The organism is Streptomyces sp. NPDC046197 (assembly GCF_040646295.1).
In the GTDB taxonomy this organism is placed as follows: domain Bacteria; phylum Actinomycetota; class Actinomycetes; order Streptomycetales; family Streptomycetaceae; genus Streptomyces.
The window spans coordinates 66,359-89,171 of record NZ_JBEYZY010000026.1; the positions used below are offsets into that span (position 1 = coordinate 66,359).

22 protein-coding genes are annotated in these 22,813 nt (G+C 69.9%); 11 read left to right on the plus strand and 11 right to left on the minus strand.

Annotated features, from left to right (window positions below; genetic code table 11):
* The first annotated feature begins 18 nt into the window (after nt 1–18).
* Nucleotides 19–975, plus strand: a complete 957-nt coding sequence (gene meaB / locus AB0A61_RS29800; RefSeq protein ID WP_361298905.1) for a methylmalonyl Co-A mutase-associated GTPase MeaB — start codon at nt 19–21, stop codon at nt 973–975.
* 106 nt (nt 976–1,081) lie between these two features.
* Here meaB and AB0A61_RS29805 read toward each other — a convergent pair whose 3' ends face one another.
* The 4 genes from AB0A61_RS29805 to AB0A61_RS29820 form a co-directional block, all read right to left on the minus strand.
* The gene (locus AB0A61_RS29805; protein ID WP_361298908.1) at nt 1,082–1,558 is read right to left on the minus strand and encodes a MarR family transcriptional regulator; all 477 of its coding nucleotides are present in this window, start codon (nt 1,556–1,558) and stop codon (nt 1,082–1,084) included.
* 92 nt (nt 1,559–1,650) lie between these two features.
* Nucleotides 1,651–2,448, minus strand: a complete 798-nt coding sequence (locus AB0A61_RS29810) for an AIM24 family protein (protein ID WP_361298911.1) — start codon at nt 2,446–2,448, stop codon at nt 1,651–1,653.
* Nucleotides 2,445–3,095, minus strand: coding sequence for an AIM24 family protein (locus tag AB0A61_RS29815; protein ID WP_361298914.1), 651 nt, complete (start codon nt 3,093–3,095; stop codon nt 2,445–2,447). Before AB0A61_RS29815 ends, AB0A61_RS29810 begins: the two co-directional genes overlap by 4 nt.
* Before the next feature lies 1 nt (nt 3,096).
* Nucleotides 3,097–3,729, minus strand: a complete 633-nt coding sequence (locus AB0A61_RS29820) for an AIM24 family protein (RefSeq protein ID WP_361298991.1) — start codon at nt 3,727–3,729, stop codon at nt 3,097–3,099.
* Between the two features lie 316 nt (nt 3,730–4,045).
* Here AB0A61_RS29820 and AB0A61_RS29825 point away from each other — a divergent pair, with 316 nt between their 5' ends.
* The 5 genes from AB0A61_RS29825 to AB0A61_RS29845 all read left to right on the plus strand — a co-directional run bounded on the left by AB0A61_RS29825 (nt 4,046) and on the right by AB0A61_RS29845 (nt 7,522).
* The gene (locus tag AB0A61_RS29825; protein WP_361298917.1) at nt 4,046–4,390 is read left to right on the plus strand and encodes a DUF3817 domain-containing protein; all 345 of its coding nucleotides are present in this window, start codon (nt 4,046–4,048) and stop codon (nt 4,388–4,390) included.
* Nucleotides 4,387–4,680 carry an MTH1187 family thiamine-binding protein gene (locus AB0A61_RS29830; protein WP_361298920.1) on the plus strand — a complete coding sequence of 98 codons (294 nt, stop codon included), beginning with the start codon at nt 4,387–4,389 and terminating at the stop codon, nt 4,678–4,680. The genes AB0A61_RS29825 and AB0A61_RS29830 overlap by 4 nt, the downstream gene beginning before the upstream one ends.
* 145 nt (nt 4,681–4,825) lie before the next feature.
* Complete coding sequence (locus AB0A61_RS29835) at nt 4,826–5,335, plus strand: MarR family transcriptional regulator (RefSeq protein WP_361298923.1); 510 nt, start codon at nt 4,826–4,828, stop codon at nt 5,333–5,335.
* A gap of 43 nt (nt 5,336–5,378) precedes the next feature.
* Entirely contained in the window at nt 5,379–5,717 is a 339-nt protein-coding gene (locus tag AB0A61_RS29840; protein ID WP_361298926.1) for a DUF3817 domain-containing protein, read from the plus strand.
* A gap of 104 nt (nt 5,718–5,821) precedes the next feature.
* Complete coding sequence (locus AB0A61_RS29845) at nt 5,822–7,522, plus strand: methylmalonyl-CoA mutase family protein (RefSeq protein ID WP_361298929.1); 1,701 nt, start codon at nt 5,822–5,824, stop codon at nt 7,520–7,522.
* Nucleotides 7,523–7,624: 102 nt separating this feature from the next.
* Here the strand turns inward: AB0A61_RS29845 and AB0A61_RS29850 are convergent, their stop codons facing one another.
* The gene (locus AB0A61_RS29850; protein WP_361298932.1) at nt 7,625–8,239 is read right to left on the minus strand and encodes a TetR/AcrR family transcriptional regulator; all 615 of its coding nucleotides are present in this window, start codon (nt 8,237–8,239) and stop codon (nt 7,625–7,627) included.
* 395 nt (nt 8,240–8,634) lie between these two features.
* Here AB0A61_RS29850 and AB0A61_RS29855 point away from each other — a divergent pair, with 395 nt between their 5' ends.
* From AB0A61_RS29855 to AB0A61_RS29870, 4 genes are all read left to right on the plus strand, one after another.
* Nucleotides 8,635–9,609: a tetratricopeptide repeat protein gene (locus AB0A61_RS29855; RefSeq protein WP_361298935.1), complete on the plus strand. Its 975-nt coding sequence runs from the start codon at nt 8,635–8,637 to the stop codon at nt 9,607–9,609.
* A 646-nt stretch (nt 9,610–10,255) separates the two neighbouring features.
* The gene (locus AB0A61_RS29860; protein WP_361298938.1) at nt 10,256–10,888 is read left to right on the plus strand and encodes a DUF6230 family protein; all 633 of its coding nucleotides are present in this window, start codon (nt 10,256–10,258) and stop codon (nt 10,886–10,888) included.
* Between the two features lie 132 nt (nt 10,889–11,020).
* The gene (locus AB0A61_RS29865; RefSeq protein ID WP_361298941.1) at nt 11,021–11,569 is read left to right on the plus strand and encodes a DUF6114 domain-containing protein; all 549 of its coding nucleotides are present in this window, start codon (nt 11,021–11,023) and stop codon (nt 11,567–11,569) included.
* On the plus strand, nt 11,559–12,959 hold the full coding sequence (locus tag AB0A61_RS29870) for a hypothetical protein (RefSeq protein WP_361298944.1): 1,401 nt from the start codon (nt 11,559–11,561) through the stop codon (nt 12,957–12,959). The genes AB0A61_RS29865 and AB0A61_RS29870 overlap by 11 nt, the downstream gene beginning before the upstream one ends.
* 116 nt (nt 12,960–13,075) lie before the next feature.
* Here the strand turns inward: AB0A61_RS29870 and pyk are convergent, their stop codons facing one another.
* From pyk to pta, 3 genes are all read right to left on the minus strand, one after another.
* Nucleotides 13,076–14,506 (minus strand): pyruvate kinase, encoded by a 1,431-nt coding sequence (pyk, locus tag AB0A61_RS29875; RefSeq protein ID WP_361298947.1) that lies wholly within the window; start codon nt 14,504–14,506, stop codon nt 13,076–13,078.
* 96 nt (nt 14,507–14,602) lie between these two features.
* A complete protein-coding gene (locus AB0A61_RS29880; RefSeq protein ID WP_361298950.1) occupies nt 14,603–15,820 on the minus strand; it encodes an acetate kinase in 1,218 nt (405 codons plus the stop codon).
* Between the two features lie 26 nt (nt 15,821–15,846).
* Nucleotides 15,847–17,922 carry a phosphate acetyltransferase gene (pta, locus tag AB0A61_RS29885; RefSeq protein WP_361298953.1) on the minus strand — a complete coding sequence of 692 codons (2,076 nt, stop codon included), beginning with the start codon at nt 17,920–17,922 and terminating at the stop codon, nt 15,847–15,849.
* A gap of 286 nt (nt 17,923–18,208) precedes the next feature.
* Between pta and AB0A61_RS29890 the strand changes: the two genes are divergently transcribed.
* Entirely contained in the window at nt 18,209–19,234 is a 1,026-nt protein-coding gene (locus AB0A61_RS29890) for an ATP-dependent 6-phosphofructokinase (RefSeq protein ID WP_361298956.1), read from the plus strand.
* Between the two features lie 276 nt (nt 19,235–19,510).
* On the opposite strand, the gene AB0A61_RS29895 is transcribed toward AB0A61_RS29890, so the two are convergent.
* The 3 genes from AB0A61_RS29895 to AB0A61_RS29905 form a co-directional block, all read right to left on the minus strand.
* A complete protein-coding gene (locus AB0A61_RS29895) occupies nt 19,511–20,350 on the minus strand; it encodes a carbohydrate ABC transporter permease (protein ID WP_361298959.1) in 840 nt (279 codons plus the stop codon).
* A gap of 7 nt (nt 20,351–20,357) precedes the next feature.
* Nucleotides 20,358–21,212 (minus strand): sugar ABC transporter permease, encoded by an 855-nt coding sequence (locus tag AB0A61_RS29900; protein ID WP_361298994.1) that lies wholly within the window; start codon nt 21,210–21,212, stop codon nt 20,358–20,360.
* Nucleotides 21,213–21,330: 118 nt separating this feature from the next.
* Entirely contained in the window at nt 21,331–22,725 is a 1,395-nt protein-coding gene (locus tag AB0A61_RS29905) for an extracellular solute-binding protein (RefSeq protein WP_361298962.1), read from the minus strand.
* Nucleotides 22,726–22,813: the final 88 nt, after the last annotated feature.

Here is a 22,813-nt window from a genome sequence, read left to right on the forward strand (position 1 = left end):
CTCGTGAACGGAGCTGTGATGCAGGACGTCTCCTCTCTGGTGGCCCAGGCCAGGGACGGCCGGCCGCGGGCCGTGGCCCGGCTGATCTCCCTGGTGGAGGGGGCGTCCCCGCAGCTCAGGGAGGTCATGGCGACACTGGCGCCGCTGACCGGCAACGCCTATGTCGTGGGCCTGACCGGGTCCCCCGGCGTCGGCAAGTCGACGTCCACCTCGGCGCTGGTGACGGCGTACCGCAAGCAGGGCAGGCGGGTCGGCGTCCTGGCCGTCGACCCGTCCTCGCCCTTCTCCGGCGGCGCGCTGCTCGGCGACCGGGTGCGCATGTCGGAGCACGCCTCCGACCCCGGCGTGTACATCCGCTCCATGGCCACCCGCGGCCACCTGGGCGGCCTCGCCTGGGCCGCCCCGCAGGCGATCCGCGTGCTGGACGCGGCGGGCTGCGACGTGATCCTGGTCGAGACCGTCGGTGTCGGCCAGTCGGAGGTGGAGATCGCCTCCCAGGCGGACACCTGCGTCGTCCTCCTCGCCCCCGGCATGGGGGACGGCATCCAGGCGGCCAAGGCCGGAATCCTGGAGATCGGCGACGTGTACGTCGTCAACAAGGCGGACCGGGACGGCGCGGACGCGACCGCCCGCGAGCTGAACCACATGCTGGGCCTCGGCGAGTCCCGCGGCCCGGGCGACTGGCGCCCGCCGATCGTCAAGACGGTGGCCGCGCGCGGCGAGGGCGTCGACGAGGTCGTGGAGGCCCTGGAGAAGCACCGGGCCTGGATGGAGGAGCGGGGTGTGCTGGCCGAGCGCCGACTGGCCCGGGCGTCCCGCGAGGTGGAGACCATCGCCGTGACGGCGCTGCGGGAACGGATCGGCGACCTGCACGGCGATCGCCGCCTGGGCGCTCTGGCGGAGCGGATCGTGGCGGGCGAGCTGGACCCCTACCGCGCGGCCGACGAGCTGGTGGCGGGTCTGACGCAGGCGTGAGCGTTGGGTAGTCGGCGTCGGTTCCCGCACAAGCGGCGGGCGGAGCCCGTCCGGGCTCCGCCCGCCGCTTGTGCGTCCTTCGCGGCCGCGCGCGCCGTGGGCGTGCCTACGGGCGTCCCCGCTGCCCCCGCAGATGCTCGGCGATCGGCTTGAGGGCCTTGTCCAGCTCGGTCAGCGCCTCGGGCGACAGCAGGTCGATGAAATGTCTGCGCACCGACGCCACATGGTGCGGCGCGACCTTGCGCATGGTCTCCATGCCGTGCTCGGTGAGGACCGCGTACAGCCCACGGCGGTCGGACTCGCAGTTCTCGCGGCGCACCAGGTTCGCGTTCTCCATGCGGGTGATCTGGTGCGAGAGGCGGCTCTTGGACTGGAGGGTGGCGGACGCCAGGTCGCTCATCCGCATCCGTACGTCCTCCGACTCGGAGAGATTCACCAGGATCTCGTAGTCGTTCATTGTCAGGCCGAACGGCTGCAGGTCTTTTTCGAGCTGGTACGTCAACAGCCTGTTGACCTCCAGGTGGGTGCGCCAGGCGCACTGCTCCGCATCGGTCAGCCAGCGCGTGGCCGTCTCGGTCTCCATGAATGAAGTCTACCTAAAAAGTTGAAAGGCGAACTAGTGAGGGTGGTGTGACTGTGCGCACGCGTTCGATGTCACACTCCGCAGACTACCGCTCACAGCCCGAAGCGACGCTGGAGGTCTCCCAGCTGTCCGGGAAGGCGCGGTGTCCCCGGCTGCTGTCCGTGGCTTCCGGACACCGTTCCGCCGCCGGGTACCCCCGGCTCGTGGGGGACCATCCCCGTGGCCTGCTCGGCCATCAGGGTTTCGGTCGACTGCAGCAGCACTGTGCCGGCTCCCACGAACTCGAACTGATGCTCCTCCCCGGAGGCCCCGCCGAGGCCCGTCATCGCACGTAGACCGCCCAATACGCCTGCCATGTACCCGTGGTCGTAGTGATGGCACGGGGAGGGGCAGTCGGCCCACCCGACGAGTGCCTGCGGGTCCACCCGGATCGGGGGTTCCATGAACACCACCGGCCCGTTAGATGCGGCCACGAACTTCCCGGTTCCGATGAGTGTGAGGAAGCCCGGCACGATCGACTGCTTGAGTGCAAGAGTTGGCTGAAAAGCGAGCAGGTTGCCGGAGCGAATGGTCAAATTGCCGTCGTCCAGGTCGTAGGAATTGACATCGAAGGCCCGGTCGGCGAGCAGCATCTTGCCCGAGCCCTCGGCCACGACCCAGTCGCTCGCGTGCAGTGGCGAATGGAACGAGGTACGCACCAGACGGTCCAGTCGGCCGTGCCCGACGCCGTTGAACTCCATCGCCCCGTAGTAGGCGATCATCTTCCCCTTCTGCAGGAACCACTGGCTCCCCTTGAGCTCCGCGCAGAAGGTGTACTTGTTGACGTTGTCGTCGGCCGGCAGGGTCATGGGGTCGTACACCACGGGCCCGGCGCCCCCGTATGCGTTCACAGCTTCTCCTCCGAGGCCTGGACGTAGACCACACCGTTGCCGCTCAGCTCCAGCTGGAACGCCTCGCCGGAGCCGCGCCCCACCATGTCGCGCCAGCCCAGGGCCGCCGACAGTTTGTTGCGGACGTCGCCGTGATGGGCGACGTACGCCTGCGGGTCGACATGGACCGGCCGCTGCGGGGTGATCGGGAGCTCGAAGACGCCGCCGTGCGCCATCACGGCCACCGAGCCGTGTCCCTTGAGGGTGGTCGTGAACAGCCCCTGGCCCGTCACCTGGCCGCGGACCATGCCCATGACCCCGCCCTGCGAGCCGAGGAACATCGTGCCCTGCTGGAGCGTGCCCTCGAAGGCGAGCAGGCGGTCCGCCTCCACGTACAGGGTGTCGCCGGTGAGGTGGATGACGTGGACGTGGTGGCCGCCGTGCCCGAAGAAGACGGTGCCGCTGCCCTCCACGCTCATCAGGGGGGTCGCCTCACCGGCGACCCGGCGCCCGATCATCGACATCAGACCGCCCTGGCCGCCCTGGATGTTCGGGGTGAAGGAGACGTCGCCCTTGTACGCGAGCATGGCGCCCCGCTGACTGAACAGGCGCTGCCCGGGCACGACCGTCGCCTCGACCATTTTGGAGTTGATCTCACGGAAGGCCATCTCACACGTCCCCCGCGATGGTGTTCCGCTCGCTCGGCTGGACGTACACCAGTCCGTCCCCCTCGAACCGGATCTGGAAGGCCTCGCCGCCGCCCTCCCCGAGGAACGTGCGGAACGTCACACCGGACTGGAAGGACTGCCGGACGTTCCCCTGGTGCGCGATGTACGCCCCCGGATCGACGATCAACGGGAACTGGGGGCTCACCCGCAGCACCACCGCCGGCCCGTCCGACATGATCGCCGCCTGCCCGCGGCCCTCGACGGTCGTCGTGAACAGTCCGTTGCCCTGCGAGGCGCCGCGCAGACCCGTGAACGTGGTGCCGGTGTGCAGCCCCGCGTCCGTCGCCAGCAGATTGCTCGACTCGACGTACAGCTTGTCCCCCTGAAGACTCACGAGGTTGATCTCGGCGGCGCGGTCGGCGAACCAGCAGGTCCCGTGCCCACGCACCTCCATCACGGTCATCTGCTCGCCGGTGAGCCGCCGGGTCACCATGCCGCGCAGCCCCTCACCGCCGCCGGTGAGCTTCTTGAAGGCCATCTGCCCGTCGTACGCGACCATCGAGCCGTTCTTCGCCTTCACGGCGTCCCCGGTCATGTCGACGGCGAGCACCTTGCTGCTCTGAAGTCGGAACATCGCCACGGAGCGAAGGTAGCGGCGGACCGCCCCCGCGGACAGATCCCGTGGGCGGAGAGACCCCTGACAGGACCCTTAGGGGGTTCGTTCGGATCACCCCGGGTCCACGGTGCCCGGCACGGCACCTCGCCGCGGGTGAGCATCCGGCCCGCGCCGGGCCCCGGGTGCTGATCCGGCCCCCCTTCGGGCGGCCCGGGTGCTCATCCGGCCCCCCTTCGGGCGGCCGGGTGGTGGTTTGCCACAATGGACGGGCGTTTGTGCCTGCGTTCACAAACGGCCCGCGTCTCCAGCGTCTCTCCCACCGAAGGTGACCTCCGTGGACATCAAGACCGCCACCGCCCTCCGCCGCCTCCGCCTGGTCTCCGCCCCGGAGGCCGTCTCCTTCCTGCTCCTGCTGGTCTGCTCGGTGCTGAAGCGGACCACGGACTTCAACGCGGTGCCCGTGATGGGCTCGATCCACGGCGTCCTGTTCATCCTGTACGTGCTCTTCTGGGCCGACGCCTGGAACCGCACCAAGTGGTCGCCGAAGACCGCCGCCCTCTACTTCGTCCTCTCCGTCCTGCCCACCGGCGGCTTCTTCGCCGAGCGCAAGCTCAAGCGCGCCGCCGAGGACGCGGTGATCGCGTCCCGCGCCCGCCGGGAAGGGGTCGTGAACGTATGATCGTCGCCTTCTCCGTGACGCCGCTGGGCGTCGGCGAGGACGTGGGGGAGTACGTCGCCGACGCCGTCCGGGTCGTCCGTGAGTCCGGCCTGCCGCACCGCACCGACGCGATGTTCACCTCCGTCGAGGGCGAGTGGGACCAGGTCATGGACGTGGTCAGGCGCGCCGTCGCCGCGGTCGAGGCACGCGCGCCGCGCGTTTCCCTGGTCCTCAAGGCGGACATCCGCCCCGGCGTGACCGACGGCCTCACCTCCAAGGTGGAGACGGTGGAGCGCCACCTGGCCGGCTGACCGGCCGGCTCGGGCGGCGGGCCTCCGTCCCGTCCCCGGGCGGACGCGGCGTCCGGCGCTCCGGGCCGCCGGTGTCCGGCAATCCGCGGACCGAAAGGCGAGACGGGGCTGACCACGATATGACCGGCGGGTAGGGTCTGATGCCGTGCCGAAGCCCCTCAGTCTCCCCTTCGACCCCATCGCCCGCGCCGACGAGCTCTGGAAGCGGCGCTGGGGAAACGTGCCCTCCATGGCCGCGATCACCTCGATCATGCGTGCGCACCAGATCCTCCTGGCCGAGGTCGACGCGGTGGTCAAGCCGTACGGGCTGACGTTCGCGCGGTACGAGGCCCTCGTGCTGCTCACCTTCTCCAAGGCCGGCGAGCTGCCGATGTCCAAGATCGGTGAGCGGCTCATGGTGCACCCCACGTCCGTGACGAACACGGTGGACCGGCTGGTCAGGTCCGGTCTGGTCGACAAGCGGCCCAACCCCAACGACGGGCGCGGCACGCTCGCCGTCATCACCGGCAAGGGCCGCGAGGTCGTCGAGGCGGCCACCCGCGACCTGATGGCGATGGACTTCGGGCTCGGGGCGTACGACTCCGAGGAGTGCGCGGAGATCTTCGCGATGCTGCGGCCGCTGCGGATCGCCGCGCACGACTTCGACGAGGAGTGACCCGGGGCAAGATCTCCCGGAACGGGCGGTTACGCTCGACGGCATGAAGAAGAGCGTGCTGACCCGCTACCGCGTCATGGCCTACGTCACCGGTGTGCTGCTGGTGCTGCTGTGCCTGAGCATGATCGCAAAGTACGGGCTGGACATCAGCGGTGCCGCCGACTTCACCCGGGTCGTCGCCATCGCCCACGGCTGGCTGTACGTCGTCTACCTGGTCTTCGCCTTCGACCTCGGCTCCAAGGCGAAGTGGCCGGTCGGCAAGCAGCTGTGGGTCCTGCTGGCCGGGACCGTCCCGACCGCCGCGTTCTTCGTGGAGCGCAGGATCAGCCACGAGCTCCAGGCCCGGGCCGCCGACCCCGCTCCGGCGGTCGCCGAGGCCTAGGGGGGTGTCGTTCCGAACGACACCCCCTGGTTCCACCGCCGTACGAGGGTCCGTACGGCGGTCGCCATCGACATTTACTAGGACGTCCAAGTAAATTCGATGGTATGGACGCAGACGCCATCGATGAGGGCCGCCGCCGCTGGCAGGCCCGGTACGACGCCGCGCGCAAGCGCGACGCAGACTTCACCACGCTCTCCGGCGATCCCGTGGAGCCGGTGTACGGACCCCGCCCCGGGGACAGGTACGAGGGCTTCGAGCGGATCGGCTGGCCCGGGGAGTACCCCTTCACGCGCGGGCTGTATCCCACCGGCTACCGGGGCCGCACCTGGACCATCCGGCAGTTCGCCGGGTTCGGGAACGCCGAGCAGACCAACGAGCGGTACAAGATGATCCTGGCGGCGGGCGGGGGCGGGCTGTCGGTCGCCTTCGACATGCCGACGCTGATGGGCCGCGACTCCGACGACCCGCGCTCGCTGGGCGAGGTCGGGCACTGCGGGGTGGCCATCGACTCGGCGGCCGACATGGACGTCCTGTTCAAGGACATCCCCCTCGGTGACGTCACCACGTCGATGACGATCAGCGGCCCGGCGGTGCCGGTGTTCTGCATGTACCTGGTCGCCGCCGAGCGCCAGGGCGTGGACACCTCCGTGCTCAACGGCACGCTGCAGACCGACATCTTCAAGGAGTACATCGCCCAGAAGGAGTGGCTCTTCCAGCCCGAGCCGCACCTGCGGCTGATCGGCGACCTGATGGAGTACTGCGCGGCCCGCATCCCCGCGTACAAGCCGCTGTCGGTGTCCGGCTACCACATCCGCGAGGCCGGCGCGACGGCCGCGCAGGAACTCGCGTACACCCTGGCGGACGGCTTCGGCTACGTCGAACTCGGGCTCAGCCGCGGCCTGGACGTGGACGTCTTCGCCCCGGGCCTGTCCTTCTTCTTCGACGCGCACGTCGACTTCTTCGAGGAGATCGCCAAGTTCCGCGCCGCGCGCCGCATCTGGGCGCGGTGGATGCGGGACGTCTACGGCGCGAAGACCGAGAAGGCGCAGTGGCTGCGCTTCCACACGCAGACCGCCGGTGTCTCGCTGACCGCGCAGCAGCCGTACAACAACGTGGTGCGGACGGCCGTGGAGGCGCTGGCGGCGGTGCTGGGCGGGACCAACTCCCTGCACACCAACGCCCTGGACGAGACCCTCGCGCTGCCGAGCGAGCAGGCGGCCGAGATCGCCCTGCGCACGCAGCAGGTGCTGATGGAGGAGACCGGGGTCGGCAACGTGGCCGATCCGCTGGGTGGTTCGTGGTACGTCGAGCAGCTCACGGACCGGATCGAGGCGGACGCGGAGAAGATCTTCGAGCAGATCAGGGAGCGGGGCCTGAGGGCCCACCCCGACGGCCGGCACCCGATCGGGCCGATCACCTCCGGCATCCTGCGGGGCATCGAGGACGGCTGGTTCACGGGTGAGATCGCCGAGTCCGCGTTCCGCTACCAGCAGGCCCTGGAGAAGGGCGACAAGAAGGTGGTCGGCGTCAACGTCAACACCGGGTCCGTGACCGGGGACCTGGAGATCCTGCGGGTCAGCCACGAGGTGGAGCGGGAGCAGGTCCTGGAGCTCGGGCGGCGCAAGACCGGCCGGGACGAGGCCGCGGTGCGCTCCGCGCTGGATGTCATGCTGGAGGCCGCACGCTCCGGCGCCAACATGATCGGGCCGATGCTGGACGCCGTCCGCGCCGAGGCGACGCTGGGCGAGATCTGCGACGCGCTGCGCGGCGAGTGGGGCGTGTACACGGAGCCCGCGGGCTTCTGACACCGGACGCGACACGGGCCGGCGGTCACTTCCGCCGGCCCGTCCCGCCGTGCCCGCCTGCCTGCCTGTCGACCAGGTACTCCGGGGAGCCGTGCGCCGCGGTCAGGCGCCCGCCCCGGCCAGCCCGCCGAGCAGCAGTGCGGTGAAGCGGGACGCCCAGTCGCCGTCGATCGCCTCGCAGGAGACAAGGGTGCGGTGCACCACCGCGCCGGCGATGACATCGAAGATCAGGTCGATCTGCGGCGCGGGGTCGCTCTCGTCGGCGGGAATCTCGCCGCGGCCCTGGGCCCGTCGGCGCCCCTCGACCACCAGACGCTTCTGCCGGTCGACGATCGCCTCGCGGATCCGCTGCCGCAGTGGCTCGTCGTGGGTGGCCTCGGCGACCACCGCCATCAGGGCGGTCTTGGTCGCGGGCTGCTCCAGCAGGGCGGCGAACTGCAGCACCACCCCTTCCACGTCGGCCCGCAGACTGCCCAGGTCCGGGAGTTCCAGCTCGTCGAAGAGGGTGGCGACGGCGTCCACGACCAGTTCGTTCTTGCCCGCCCACCGGCGGTACACCGTCGTCTTCGCAACACCTGCGCGGGCTGCCACGTCTCCCAGGGTGAGCTTCGACCAGCCCAGTTCGACCAGAGCCGCCCGCGTCGCGGCCAGGATCGCGGTGTCCGCGGCGGCGCTGCGCGGCCGGCCGGCACGGGCGGCGGGGGTGCGGCTCTGCATCCCACGACCATAACCGGCGGTTCCTGTGTGGTCGTGAGGGAGATCACCGACGCGTGGTTTCGCCGAGGCACCCGGTGCCATTACGCTACGAGTCGTATCGAAAGCATGCCCGCACGCATCCGCGACGAGCCCATCGTCGTGGCGACCGGCATGCGCGAGCGACGACCACGCAACACGACACGCACGCACCGCACGACCCGCAGCAGGACCACCCGGCGCCCGGTGGGGACCAGGCGCCGAACCGCACAGACGACCGCACAGACGACCGCACAGACGCCAGCCGGGAGGACCGGACGGGCCGACTGCGCCTTACGACCGCACCGGACGACCGCACACGCCGCCCGGGTTTCACAGCGCTTTTCACACACGCGCGCAGAACGGGGGAGGATAGACGCATGCAGCCACGGAACATGTCCATGAGCGGTGTCGTCGACCTCGCCGCGGTGAAGGCGGCCCAGGAGGCCAAGGCGAAGGCGGAGCAGGCGCGCGCCCAAGCGGCCCGGCAGGGCGGCACGGGGGCGATCTCCCCGGCCGACCTGGTCATCGACGTCGACGAGGCCTCCTTCGAACGCGACGTCCTGCAGCGCTCCGCCGAGGTGCCCGTCGTCATCGACTTCTGGGCCGAGTGGTGTCAGCCCTGCAAGCAGCTGAGCCCGGTCCTGGAGCGGCTGGCCGTCGAGTACGGCGGGCGCTTCCTCCTCGCCAAGATCGACGTCGACGCCAACCAGCTCCTGATGCAGCAGTTCGGGATCCAGGGGATTCCGGCGGTCTTCGCGGTGGTCGCGGGCCAGGCCCTGCCGCTGTTCCAGGGAGCCGCCCCGGAGACGCAGATCCGGGAGACCCTGGACCAGCTGGTGCAGGTGGCCGAGCAGCGCTTCGGGCTGACCGGCCTGAGCGTCGACCTGGACGCGGAGCCGGGCGGCCCGCCCGTCGACACCGCCGCCGCGGCCGGTCCCTACGACGCGTTGCTGAACGCGGCCGCGCAGGCCCTGGACGCGGGCGACATGGGCGGCGCCATCCAGGCGTACAAGAACGTCCTGGTCGACGACCCCACCAACCCCGAGGCCAAACTCGGCCTCGCGCAGGCCGAGTTGATCCAGCGGGTGCAGGGACTGGACGCGCAGCAGGTGCGCAAGGAGGCCGCCGACAAGCCCACCGACGTACCGGCGCAGATCGCCGCCGCCGACCTGGACCTGGTGGGCGGGCACGTGGAGGACGCGTTCGGCCGGCTCATCGAGACCGTGCGGCGTACGGCGGGTGAGGACCGGGACGCGGCGCGGCTGCGGCTGCTGGAACTCTTCGAGGTCGTCGGCGCCGAGGACCCGCGGGTGACGGGCGCGCGCCGGGCGTTGGCACGGGCGCTGTTCTGAACCGCGGTGGAGACCCGGTCCTGACCAGTTCCTAAACGCCAGGGCATGTGGTGCCCGAGTGAAAGATTTGCCACCGAGGCGTCAGTGCGGCCGCGCTTTACCAAATCTTGGTAATCGCGGCCGCTGTTACTGCGAGTAAGTCGCGGGCGATTTCCTGTCAGGATCCGTCCAAGTATCAATAGTTTTGTCCTGCCCCAAGTTGCCACCGAGCGTCGTCGTCCGAGACCGGCGAGTCGTTTCCCGGTTATCCGGCCGTTACTAGTGAGTAACGAACCCCCTTGTGCGGGCGGCGAGAATGCACCACGATCGGCGACGCTCGGTCCATTCCCGTACCCCGACAGCCGGTCGGGCCGCGGAGTGTCTGGGTCCCCACCGAGCAGAGCCGACGGCAGTGGCGTCGGCTCTTGGACAGGGGGGTCTTCGTCTCCCGGCGAAGCCTGTCCAGCAGGGTTGTGCGTGATGCGTGTCAGGCGCGACCAGTGGTTGTCGCTCGGGGGTGATCGCCGGTGATTCGGGCGCGGTTCGCGCCACCGAGCGCGGGCGCTCTCCTTCCCGAGGACGTAGCACTTCTCCCATCCCTGCCCGGCTGAGCCGCCGTCCGGAGGCGAGCCGAGACCAGGAGATGTACGTCCGAGAAGGAGGAAACATGGAGTCCCAGGTGCGTGGCGGGACCAGATGGAAGCGGTTCGCTGTGGTCATGGTGCCCAGCGTGGCCGCCACGGCAGCGATAGGCGTGGCCCTGGCGCAGGGTGCCCTCGCCGCGTCGTTCAGTGTGTCCGGCCAGTCGTTCAAGGTGACGGCTGACAAGCTCGTCGGCAACGGTTTCGCGCAGTACGGCGCGATCGACTCGGGGTACACCCTCGACGGCCAGAAGACGGCTCACCCGGTCGCGGTCTCGTCGTTCAAGAGCGCCACGATCAACAACATGTGCCAGTCGGTCGTCACGCCGAACGTGCCGTTCTTCGGCTCGGTCAGCCTGGTGCTGAAGGCGGGCGGTGACAAGCCGGTAGAGGCCGACAACCTCTACATCGACGTCTCCGACCTCAACGCCGACGCCACCTTCAACAACATCGACATCGGTGTTGCCGCCAAGGACGCCAACAAGGGTCCGGGCATGAAGGGCAACGGCGAGCAGGCCAACCCCTACGGGTTCGCCCAGCAGGCCGACTCGGCCACGCTGACCGACGTGAAGCAGACGGCCTGGGCGACCACGGCCGGAACCTTCAAGCTCAGCGGCCTGAAGATGTCGCTGCAGACGGGTTCGCACGAGTGCTACTAGGCACTCGGTGACGGGCGGGGGAGCCGATGGCGCCCCCGCCCGTTCCACCTTCCGCGCACGTCTTCACACACCCCCCACACCACGAAGTACCACCCCTCACCACAGCAACGCCGCACCAGGGAGCTGTTTTCCATGAGCGCCGAGACTCCTGCCGTAGCCGGCCAGTTCACCCGCCGGAGGCTGCAGTTCCGCGCCTGGCGGGGCACGCGTCCGTTCTGGGCCGGTCTGTTCGTCCTGCTCGCCGGCTTGCCGATCATGTACTTCCCGTACGCGCATCTCCAGGTCGGCCATCTGACCCTGGCGATGGCCACCACCGCGGGAGCCGGGTCCCTGATCATCGGCGTGCTGCTCGTCGTCCTGGGCATCAGCCTCTGGTTCCAGACGCACATCCGGGTCTTCGCGGGTGTCGCGGCGATCCTGCTGGGCCTGGTGTCCATCCCCGTCTCCAACTTCGGCGGCTTCGTCATCGGCTTCCTGTTCGCGCTCGTCGGCGGTGCGATGGCCGTGGCCTGGGCGCCGGGCCTGCCTCCGGCGGCCGAGGGCGCCGAGGAGGCCGCCCCGGGCGAGGGCGGTTCTCCCGGGACCCGCCTCGACAAGGCGACGGACGCGGTGAGCGAGTCGAACGACCTGTCAGGAACGAGCCCGGCGAACGGGGCGAACGGGAGGCACAGTGCCGGCTGACGAGGTGACCCACGGGACTGATGTGGACGAGTCCCGTGTGAGAACCGGGCCGCGCCATGCGGCACCCAAGAAGCCGCTGTTCACCAGGTTCCACATGCCGGCCGGCAAGGCGATAGCCATGGCGGCGATGCCGACGGCGGTCCTCATGGGAATGGGATTCACGTCCTCGCTGGCCCTCGCCGACAACAACAGTTCCTCGACCCCGACCGCCAAGAGCCTGACGGCCGACGAGTACAAGAACTGCGTGGCGGCGCTGGACGGCTCCAAGGACAAGGCCTCGGCCTCGCCCACGCCGTCCGCCTCCGCGAGCGACTCCGCCAAGGACGGCAAGGACAGCACGGCGGAGCCGACCCCGTCGGCGACCTCCGCCCCGCAGAGCACGTCCCCGGACAAGACCTCTTCGCCGGATTCAGGTTCCGGCGACAAGGCCACGGCCGAGCCCAAGCCGTCCTCCACCGCGGCTCAGGGTGCATCGGGTTCCTCCGGGTCCGCGGGCTCCTCGGGCTCCGGCGGCGACACCTCCACCGCGACCCCCTCGGCGTCCGCGAGCAGCGGCGGCGGCCTGCTCCACACGATCGGGGACACGATCGGGAGCATCCTCACCGGCGGCTCCAAGCCGGGCTCCGGGTCCGGTTCGTCGACGCCGTCCGCCGCGCCCTCCGCGACCGCGAGCAAGGACGGCGCGAGCAGCGGCGGTTCGGCCAAGGACAGCTCCTCCGGCTCCTCGGGCAAGAGCGCGTCGGACACCGTCAAGAACACGGCCGGCCAGGTCACCGGGACGGTCAAGGACACGGTCAAGGGCACGACCGACACGGCGTCCAAGGCGGCGGAGGACACCACCAAGAAGGTCGCGGACGCCGCCGGCGCGGCCACCGCGTCGCCCAGCCCGTCCGCGAGCTCGACCACGGCCTCCAAGGACTGCCCGGCGGCCACCGACGCGCAGGGCGGCGTCGACAACAAGGTGCCCCTCGCGGACGACCCCTGGTACCTCGACGCCAGCTCGCTGTTGCTGAAGGGCGCCGACTACAAGGGCGTCGTCGAGGTGCGCACCGCCAACGGCACCGTCAAGAAGGTCCTGAAGTACGTCATCTCGGCCGGTACGGACATCGGTGACCTGCACCAGACGGTGAAGGACCCGCAGTCCGGCAAGACGTACCACGTGCAGGCGGCCCCCGGGTCGACGTCCACGATCCGCAACGGCGACACGGTGATGTACACCGAGAGCATCTCCGGCAACCTGCTCGGACTGATCCCCGTGACGTTCAGCCCGGACAACCCGCCGCCGCTGAACATCCCGCTGATCTACTTCACGAAGGTCAGGGTGGTCCAGGCGGGCCAGTTCGGCGGAGACCTGCACGTGCCCGGCATGCACGTGTACACCACCGGCTGAACGCCTCTTCAAGCCCGTTCGGGAGCCGCAGGACTGAGGGCGCCCCCTGCCGCGCAGGGGGCGCCCTCAGCGCCGTACGGGACGGTCCGCGGCGCCGGTCGCGGCCCCGCTGCCGGTCAGTCGCGGCCGGTGCCGCCCAGGTGGTGCACCCGCACCATGTTGGTGGTGCCGGGGACGCCGGGGGGCGAGCCGGCGGTGATGACGACGGTGTCACCGGGGATGAACCGGTTGAGCTTGACGAGCTCCTGGTCCACCAGCTCGACCATCTCGTCGGTGCTGGCGACGAGCGGCACGACGTGCGGCTCCACGCCCCAGCTCAGCGTGAGCTGGTTGCGGGTGCCCTCGTCGGTGGTGAAGGCCAGGATGGGCTGGGACGCCCGGTAGCGGGAGAGCCGGCGGGCCGTGTCTCCGGACTGGGTGAAGGCCACCAGACCCTTGCCGCCGAGGAAGTCCGCGATCTCGCAGGCCGCACGGGCCACCGAACCGCCCTGCGTGCGGGGCTTCTTGCCCGGCACCAGCGGCTGCAGGCCCTTGGACAGCAGTTCCTCCTCGGCCGCCTGGACGATCTTCGACATCGTCTTGACGGTCTCGATCGGGTACGCGCCCACGCTGGACTCGGCCGACAGCATGACCGCGTCGGCGCCGTCGAGGATCGCGTTGGCCACGTCCGAGGCCTCGGCGCGGGTCGGACGGGAGTTGGTGATCATCGACTCCATCATCTGGGTCGCCACGATCACCGGCTTGGCGTTGCGCCGGCACAGCTCGATCAGGCGCTTCTGCACCATGGGGACCTTTTCGAGCGGGTACTCGACGGCCAGGTCGCCGCGGGCGACCATCACGCCGTCGAACGCCATCACGACGTCCTCCATGTTCTCCACCGCCTGCGGCTTCTCCACCTTGGCGATGACCGGGACCCGGCGGCCCTCCTCGTCCATCACGCGGTGGACGTCGGCGACGTCCTTGGCGTCCCGGACGAAGGACAGGGCGACCAGGTCGCAGCCCATGCGCAGCGCGAACCGCAGGTCCTCGATGTCCTTCTCGGACAGCGCGGGGACGTTCACCGCCGTGCCGGGCAGGTTGATGCCCTTGTGGTCGGAGACCACGCCGCCCTCGATGACGATCGTCTTCACCCGCGGGCCCTCGACGTCCAGGACCTTCAGCTCGACGTTGCCGTCGTTGATCAGGATCTGGTCGCCGCGCGAGACGTCACCCGGCAGTCCCTTGTACGTCGTGCCGCAGATGTGCTTGTCGCCCGGGACGTCCTCGATGGTGATGACGAACTCGTCACCCCGCTCCAGCTCGACCGGACCCTCGGCGAAGGTCTCCAGACGGATCTTCGGTCCCTGCAGGTCGGCGAGGACTCCGACGGCCCGGCCGGTCTCCTTGGACGCGGCGCGGACGCGGTCGTACCGCCCCTGGTGCTCGGCGTGCGTGCCGTGGCTGAAGTTGAAGCGGGCCACGTTCATGCCGGCCTCGATCAGGGTGACGAGCATCTCGTGGGAGTCGACCGCGGGGCCGAGGGTGCAGACGATTTTCGAACGGCGCATGGGGCGATCCTATCGGTTTGTTTCGCTGCGGAATATTCCGTCTGGCGGAAGATACAAATGGGCGGGTTCGCGCTCAGGCGAGTGCCGTCGAATTCCTCAGTTGTCCGTGCCGCCCTTTCCGACGAGTGCATAGGTCTGCCTGGCGATCTCCATTTCCTCGTCCGTCGGGACCACGGCGACCGCGACCCGCGCGTCCCTCGGTGAGATCAGCCTGGCCCGGTCGCCTCGTACGGCGTTCAGCTCCGGGTCGACCGCCAGGCCCAGCCCCTCCAGGCCCGCGATCGAGGCCGCGCGCACCGGCGCCGCGTTCTCGCCGACGCCGGCCGTGAAGGCCACCGCGTCCACCCTGCCAAGTACCGCGTAGTAGGCACCGATGTACTTCTTCAGCCGATGGATGTAGATCTCGAAGGCGAGCCGCGCCTCGTCGTCGCCCTCGTCGATCCGACGCTGAATCTCCCGCATGTCGTTGTCGCCGCACAGACCGAACAGACCGCTCCTCTTGTTGAGAAGAGTGTCGATCTCATCCATGGACATTCCGCCAACACGCTGCAAATGGAAGATGACGGCGGGGTCCATATCACCCGATCGCGTACCCATGACCAGCCCCTCCAAAGGCGTCAGCCCCATGGAGGTGTCCACGCACCGTCCGCCCCGGACCGCCGAGGCGGACGCCCCGTTGCCCAGATGCAGCACGATGACGTTGACCTCCTCCGGCCTCCTGCCCAGCAGGTCCGCGGTCGCCCGGGAGACGTAGGCGTGCGAGGTGCCGTGGAAGCCGTAGCGCCGGATGCGGTGCCGGTCCGCGACCTTCGTCTCGATCGCGTAGCGCGCCGCGGACTCCGGCATCGTCGTGTGGAACGCGGTGTCGAAGACGGCGACCTGCGGCAGGTCCGGGCGCAGTGTCATGGCCGTGCGGATGCCGGTGAGGTTGGCCGGGTTGTGCAGCGGCGCGACGGGGATCAGCCGCTCGATCTCGGTGAGTACGGCGTCGTCGACGACCGTGGGGTCGGTGAAGAACATGCCGCCGTGCACCACCCGGTGGCCGATCGCGACCAGCTCGGGGGAGTCCAGGCCGATGCCGTCCTTGGCGAGCTCATCGGCGACCGCCTTGAGCGCGGCGTCGTGGTCGGCGATCGGCCCGCTCTGTTCGCGGACGTCGCCCGTGGTCAGGCACGTGTGCCTCAACCGGGACGTCTGCTCACCGATGCGCTCGACCAGGCCGACGGCGAGCCGACGGGCGTCGCGCATGTCGAGCAGCTGGTACTTCACCGACGAGGAGCCGGAGTTCAGGACAAGGACGCGGGTCGCGTTCACGGTGTTCGAAAGCTCTCTGTACGACGTCAGTTGGCGGGCGTCTGGGCCTGGATCGCCGTGATGGCGACGGTGTTGACGATGTCCTGGACGAGGGCGCCGCGGGACAGGTCGTTGACCGGCTTGCGCAGGCCCTGCATGACCGGCCCGACCGCGATGGCGCCGGCCGAGCGCTGCACGGCCTTGTAGGTGTTGTTGCCGGTGTTGAGGTCGGGGAAGATCAGCACGCTGGCCTGCCCGGCGACCTCGGAGTCCGGCAGCTTCGTGGCGGCGACCGACGGCTCCACCGCGGCGTCGTACTGGATGGGCCCCTCGATCTTCAGGTCCGGGCGGCGCAGGCGCGCCAGCTCGGTCGCCTCCCGCACCTTGTCGACGTCGGCGCCCGAGCCGGAGGTACCGGTGGAGTACGACAGCATCGCGATCCGCGGCTCCACGCCGAAGCGCGCGGCCGTCGACGCCGACTGCACGGCGATGTCGGCCAGCTGCTCGGTGTCCGGGTCGGGATTGACCGCGCAGTCGCCGTAGACCAGCACCTTGTCGGCCAGGCACATGAAGAAGACGGACGAGACGATCGAGGAGTCCGGCCTGGTCCTGATGATCTCGAAGGCCGGCCGGATCGTCGCCGCCGTCGAGTGCACCGATCCCGACACCATGCCGTCGGCGAGGCCCTCCTGGACCATCAGGGTGCCGAAGTAGTTCACGTCCGAGACGACGTCGTAGGCCATCTCGACCGTGATGCCCTTGTGGGCGCGCAGCTTCGCGTACTTCTGGGCGAAGGAGTCGCGCAGCTCGGAGACGGCCGGGTCGATCAGCTGGGTGTCGCCGAGGTCGATGCCGAGGTCCGCGGCCGACTTGCGGATCCGGTCCACCGGACCGAGCAGGGTCAGGTCGCACACGCCCCGGCGCAGCAGCACCCCGGCCGCGTGCAGCACGCGCTCCTCGGTGCCCTCCGGCAGCACGACCCGCCGCCGGTCGGAGCGGGCCTGCTCGAGGAGCTTGTGCTCGAACATCATCGGGGTGACCCGGTCGCTGCTCGGCGCGGAGACGCGTTTGTTGAGACCGGCCGTGTCGACATACCGCTCGAACAGGCCGAGCGCGGTCTCCGCCTTGCGCGGGGTGGCCGCGTTCAGCTTGCCCTCGAGGGAGAACAGCCGCTCGGCGGTGGGGAAGCTGTTGCCGGACACCGAGACGACCGGGGTGCCCGGGGCGAGGCGGGCGGCGAGGGTGAGGATCTCCTCGCTCGGCACCTCGTCCAGGGTGAGCAGCACGCCGGCTATCGGCGGGGTGCCGGCGCTGTGCGCGGCGAGCGAGCCGACGACCAGGTCGGCGCGGTCGCCCGGGGTGACCACCAGGCAGCCCGGGGTGAGGGCGTTGAGGAGGTTCGGCAGCATGGCGCCGCCGAAGACGAAGTCGAGCGCGTCCCGGGCCAGCCCCGAGTCGTCGCCGAGCAGGACCTTGCCGCCGAGGGTGTGGGTGATCTGCGCGACCGTGGGCGCGGACAGCGCGGGCTCGTCCGGGAGGACGTAGCAGGGCACCGGCAGCCGGTCGGCCAGCCGCCCGGCGATCTCGTCCCGGTCCTCGCGGGCCACCCGGTTGGTGACCATGGCGAGGACGTCGCAGCCGAGGCCGTCGTAGGCGCGGTAGGCGTTGCGGGTCTCGGCGAGCACCGACTCGGTGGTCTGCTTGCGCCCGCCCACCACCGGAATCACGGAGGCGCCGAACTCGTTGGCCAGCCGGGCGTTGAGGGACAGCTCGTCCGGGAGCTGGGTGGCGGCGAAGTCGGTGCCGAGGACGAGGACCACGTCGTAGTCGCGGGTGACCAGGTGGAAGCGGTCGACGAGGGCCGACACCAGCTCGTCCGTGCCCTGCTCGGCCTGCAGGGCCGAGGCCTGCTGGTAGTCCAGGCCGTAGACGGTCGCCGGGTCCTGGGAGAGCCGGTAGCGGGCCCGCAGCAGTTCGAAGAGGCGGTCGGGCCCGTCGTGGACGAGGGGACGGAAGACGCCCACCCGGTCGACCTGCCGGGTCAGGAGTTCCATGACTCCCAGCTCGACGACCTGGCGGCCGTCGCCGCGGTCGATGCCGGTCACGTACACGCTGCGGGTCACGCGCGCTCTCCGTTTCGTCGGGGGTTCGGCGGGGGTTCGTCGGGTGTCCGTCGGGGTTCGTCGGGGCCTTGGTCGTCGTCGGCTGCTGCGGCGGTCACAAAAATCGCCCACCGAGGTGAGCTGAACCCTCTTGACAATACCTCTGAGGGTAGATAAGGCGCCCGTCAGTACGGGAAGCGACCGGAGCCGGGATGCGGCTGACCCGGCGGCGGCGACGCCCGTCCGGGGGACGTGAAACAATCGGACAGGATCACCGGCGTCAACAGTGAGCAGGAGACACAGCACGATGCGTATCGGAGTTCTCACGGCAGGCGGCGACTGTCCGGGGCTGAACGCGGTGATCCGGTCGGTCGTGCACCGAGCGGTCGCCATGTACGGCGACGAGGTCATCGGCTTCGAGGACGGCTACGCGGGCCTGCTGGACGGCCGTTACCGCAGCCTGGACCTGAACGCGGTGGGCGGCATCCTGGCCCTGGGCGGCACCATCCTCGGCTCCTCCCGGCTGGAGCGCGACCGGCTGCGCGAGGCCTGCGAGAACGCCTCCGACATGATCCACCGGTTCGGTATCGACGCGCTGATCCCGATCGGCGGCGAGGGCACGCTGACCGCGGCGCGCATGCTGTCGGACGCCGGGCTGCCGGTGGTGGGCGTGCCCAAGACCATCGACAACGACATCTCCTCCACGGACCGCACCTTCGGCTTCGACACCGCGGTGGGCGTGGCCACCGAGGCCATGGACCGGCTGAAGACCACGGCCGAGTCCCACCAGCGGGTGATGGTCGTCGAGGTCATGGGCCGCCACGCGGGCTGGATCGCCCTGGAGTCCGGCATGGCGGCCGGTGCCCACGGCATCTGCCTGCCCGAGCGCCCGTTCGACCCGGCCGACCTGGTCAAGATGGTCGAGGAGCGCTTCTCGCGCCACAAGAAGTTCGCGGTGATCTGTGTCGCCGAGGGCGCCCACCCGGCCGAGGGCACCATGGACTACGGCCACGGCGAGATCGACAAGTTCGGTCACGAGCGCTTCCAGGGCATCGGCACCGCGCTGGCGTTCGAGCTGGAGCGGCGGCTCGGCAAGGAGGCCAAGCCCGTCATCCTCGGCCACGTCCAGCGCGGCGGTACCCCGACCGCGTACGACCGCGTCCTCGCCACCCGCTTCGGCTGGCACGCGGTGGAGGCCGCGCACCGCGGCGACTTCGGCCACATGACCGCCCTGCGCGGCACCGACATCGTGATGGTGCCGCTGGCGGACGCGGTGACCGAGCTCAAGACGGTGCCGAAGGACCGGATGGACGAGGCGGAGTCGGTCTTCTAGCCGCTTCTTCCAGCCGCTGCTCCCGGGCGGCGGCCACGCCGGTGTGCGGACCCTCGACCAGAAGTGGTCGACGATGCGGTCCAGGAAGTCACGGCCCGCGCCGCGGTGCCGACCGCGCTGCGCAGCAGCTCGGCGAGCCCGGCCTCGCGTCCGGTGACGGCGACCGAGTCGGGCAGGGACGGGTCCGCGGCCTGCCGGTCAGTTCACCCGGGAACGCCACGACACGCCCGCGAGGGCGGTCAGTTCGGGGAGTGCGAACCCACCGTTGTGGAGGTCTCATCCCTTGACCGCTCCGCCCAGTGCGAATCCTCCCCCCAGCCGCCGGGCGATCAGCACGTACAGCAGGACCACCGGCGTCGAGTAGACGATCGAGAACGCCGCCAGCTGACCGTACGCCACCATCCCCCGGTTGCCGAAGAACTCGTTGATGCTCACCGACGCCGGCATCTGGTCCGGGCTGAGCAGCAGCATGAAGGGGACGAAGAAGTTGCCCCACATCATCACGAACGAGAAGACGGTCACCACCGCCACACCCGGCCCCATCAGCGGCAGCACGATCCGCACGAGCGACTGCAGGGCGGACGCGCCGTCCGTCCAGGCGGCCTCCTCCAGCTCCTTCGGCACGCCGTCCATGAAGTTCTTCATCAGCCAGATGGCGAAGGGGAGCTGGGACGCCGCGAAGAAGAGGATGGTGCCCTGCAGGGTGTCGATCAGGTTCACCCGCACGAACAGCGCGTACACCGGCACCATGACCGCCGTGATCGGCAGGCTCGTCGCGAACAGGACGGTCAGCAGGAACGGGCGGTTGAGACGGGAACGGAATCGGGACAGCGGGTAGGCCGCGAGCGCCGCGCACACCACGGTCAGCGCGGTGCCCCCGCCGCACAGGATCAGGCTGTTGAGCAGCGGCGTGAAGGTGACGTCCTGGTCGAGGATCGCGCGGAAGTTGCCCAGGGTGAGTCCGTCGGGGGCCTTCACCCGCAGGTCCGCGTGCGGATCGAGGGAGGAGAGCACCACCCAGGCCAGCGGCAGGACGAAGGCGACCGCCGCGACCAGCAGGCCCGCGTCCGCGGCCAGGCGCCGGGTGGTGCGGCGTGAGGCGAGCGTGAGCGCCATGGCGTTCTCAGACCTCCGTCCGCAGCAGGCGCAGGTACACCAGGGAGAACAGGGAGCCGACCAGGAGCAGCAGGAGGGCCACCGCGGTCCCGTACCCGATCATGCTGTTCTGGAAGGCCTGTTCGTACATGAACAGCGGCAGGGTCTGGCTGCGGTTGCCGGGACCGCCGCGCGTCATCACCCAGATCAGCCCGAAGACGGAGAGCGTCTGAAGGGTGTTGAGCATGAGGTTCGTGCCGATGGAGCGGCGGATCATCGGCAGCGTGATGTGCCACAGCCGGCGAGGGCCGCCCGCCCCGTCGACCTCCGCGGCCTCGGTGATCTCCTGGGGGATCTCGCCCAGGGCCGCCGAGTAGACGAGCATCGAGAAGGCCGTCCCCCGCCAGACGTTCGCGAACGACACGGCCAGGATGGGCAGCGTGAACAGCCAGTTCTGGGTGGGCAGATGCAGCCAGTGGAGGATCGCGTTCAGGGTGCCCTCGCGCCGGAAGAAGGCGTAGAGCAGAAAGCCGGCGACGACCTCCGGAAGCACCCAGGCGGTGATCACGATCCCGCCCGTCAGGGTGCGGACCGGCTTGGAGGCGCGCCGCATGAGCAGGGCCAGGGCCAGTCCGAGCGTGTTCTGCCCGAGCAGGGAGGACACCACCGTGAACACCAGCGTGAGCCAGACCGCGTTGCGGAACGCCGGGTCGTGGAAGGCCGTTCGGAAGTTGGCCGGGCCGACGAAGGACGAGTGGGCCTGGCCGGTCAACTGCAGGTCGGTGAAGGCGATGTAGGCGCAGTAGGCGATCGGTCCGGCCAGGAAGAGCAGCAGCAGGACCAGGGCGGGGGCCACGGGCAGGGCGCGGGCGAGGGAGCGCATGAGGGGGCGTTCGGCTGCCGGCGCCGCGGGCGGTCGGGCCGCCGGGCCCGGGGACGTGCCGCGCACGTCGGTGCCCGGCCGGTGGGGCACGGCGGCGGTCATGGGCGGACGCCGCCGTTCACTTCTCGACGACCTGGTTGTCCGTGGCCGACTTGAGGGCGTCGGCGTAGCCGCTCGCGGCCTGGTCCACCGACCTGTCGCCGGTCGTCACGCCCTCCATGGCCTCCTGGATGGCGGTGGAGACCTTCGGGTACGCCGGGTAGGCCGGGCGGTAGTGGGTGCTGGCCACCAGATCGGTGAAGAACTTGATGCCCGGTTGCGCCTTGATGTACGAGGGGTCGGCCGCGACGTCCTTGCGCACCGCGATGCCGGAGTTGGCGATGTACCACTTCTCGGCAGCGGCCTTGGTCTGCATCGCCTTGATGAAGTCGAAGGCGAGGCCGGGGTGGGCCGCCTTGGCCGGGACCGCCCAGGTCCAGCCGCCGGACATGCTGACCTTGCCCGGCGCCTGGCCGTGCTGGGTGGGCATGTACGCGAGGCCGAGCTCCTGCGACCACGTCGGCCACTGGTGTCCGCTGCCCGGCAGCCAGTCCTGGGGCAGCCAGGAGCCGTCGAGGTCGATACCGAGCCTGCCCTGCGGGAGGAGCTCCCCGCGGACGCGCGTGGCGAAGTTGGGGTCGAGGGCGTCGGAGACGTCAGGGCCGAGCTTCTCCTTGTACACCGTCCGTACGAAGGCCAGGGCGTCCTTGAAGGCCTGGCTGCCCGCGATCCACTTCCTGGACGCCTTGTCGTACAGGGGATCGGACGTGCCGTCGCCCGTGCCGTACAGCAGCATCTCGAAACCCTGCATCGTGGCGGCCTCGCCGGCGGGTTTGCCGGTGTAGACGTTCAGAGGTGTGACGTGGGGGACCTTCTGCTTGATGGTGCGGGCGGCGGCCAGGATGTCGTCCCAGGTCCTCGGCTGCCAGTCGGCGGGCAGACCGGCCTTCTCGAAGACCCGCTTGTCGAACCACAGGCCCCGGGTGTCCGTGCCGTCCGGCACCCCGTACGTTCTGCCGTCCTCGCCCTGGGCGGCGGACCTGGCCGTGCCGATGAACTGGTCCCAGTCCCGCCACTTGGCGAGGTAGGGGTCGAGGGGCTTCAAGTACCCGCTGGTGATGTCCGAGTTGATGAGGAAGGTGTCCTCGTAGACCAGGTCGGGAGCGGTCTTGGGGGAGCGGAGCATCTGCTGGAGCTTGGTGTAGTACTCCGAGTCCGGGGCCTTGATGGGGACCAGCCGGACCTTCTTGCCGGGGTTCTCCTTCTCGAACTGCTTCTTCACGGCGGCGAGATAGTCGTCCATGACGTGGATCGAGTTGTCCGTGGACTCCTTGAAGGAGACCTTCAGCGTGTTCGGGCCGCTGCCGGATCCGCTGCCGCAGCCGGTGAGTGCGGGAGCGGCGGAGGTCAAGGCAACGAGCGTGAGAAGGAAGGCGGTTGACCGGGATCGAGCGGCGGTGGGGCGCACGGGCACGACCTCCTACGGGCGCACTTCGCTGTGGCCGGGACGGTTGCCGTGTGAACGTAAGTGGAGTGGTCTAGTCAGGTCAATGCGTCTGCGG

Bases quoted from the DNA above. Each gene is read 5' to 3' on its own strand.
- meaB (WP_361298905.1), top strand. From the start codon at position 19: ATGCAGGACGTCTCCTCTCTGGTGGCCCAGGCCAGGGACGGCCGGCCG.
- AB0A61_RS29805 (WP_361298908.1), bottom strand. From the start codon at position 1,558: ATGGAGACCGAGACGGCCACGCGCTGGCTGACCGATGCGGAGCAGTGC.
- AB0A61_RS29815 (WP_361298914.1), bottom strand. From the start codon at position 3,095: ATGGCCTTCCGTGAGATCAACTCCAAAATGGTCGAGGCGACGGTCGTG.
- AB0A61_RS29820 (WP_361298991.1), bottom strand. From the start codon at position 3,729: ATGTTCCGACTTCAGAGCAGCAAGGTGCTCGCCGTCGACATGACCGGG.
- AB0A61_RS29830 (WP_361298920.1), top strand. From the start codon at position 4,387: ATGATCGTCGCCTTCTCCGTGACGCCGCTGGGCGTCGGCGAGGACGTG.
- AB0A61_RS29840 (WP_361298926.1), top strand. From the start codon at position 5,379: ATGAAGAAGAGCGTGCTGACCCGCTACCGCGTCATGGCCTACGTCACC.
- AB0A61_RS29845 (WP_361298929.1), top strand. From the start codon at position 5,822: ATGGACGCAGACGCCATCGATGAGGGCCGCCGCCGCTGGCAGGCCCGG.
- AB0A61_RS29850 (WP_361298932.1), bottom strand. From the start codon at position 8,239: ATGCAGAGCCGCACCCCCGCCGCCCGTGCCGGCCGGCCGCGCAGCGCC.
- AB0A61_RS29855 (WP_361298935.1), top strand. From the start codon at position 8,635: ATGCAGCCACGGAACATGTCCATGAGCGGTGTCGTCGACCTCGCCGCG.
- AB0A61_RS29860 (WP_361298938.1), top strand. From the start codon at position 10,256: ATGGAGTCCCAGGTGCGTGGCGGGACCAGATGGAAGCGGTTCGCTGTG.
- AB0A61_RS29865 (WP_361298941.1), top strand. From the start codon at position 11,021: ATGAGCGCCGAGACTCCTGCCGTAGCCGGCCAGTTCACCCGCCGGAGG.
- pyk (WP_361298947.1), bottom strand. From the start codon at position 14,506: ATGCGCCGTTCGAAAATCGTCTGCACCCTCGGCCCCGCGGTCGACTCC.
- AB0A61_RS29890 (WP_361298956.1), top strand. From the start codon at position 18,209: ATGCGTATCGGAGTTCTCACGGCAGGCGGCGACTGTCCGGGGCTGAAC.
- AB0A61_RS29895 (WP_361298959.1), bottom strand. From the start codon at position 20,350: ATGGCGCTCACGCTCGCCTCACGCCGCACCACCCGGCGCCTGGCCGCG.
- AB0A61_RS29900 (WP_361298994.1), bottom strand. From the start codon at position 21,212: ATGCGCTCCCTCGCCCGCGCCCTGCCCGTGGCCCCCGCCCTGGTCCTG.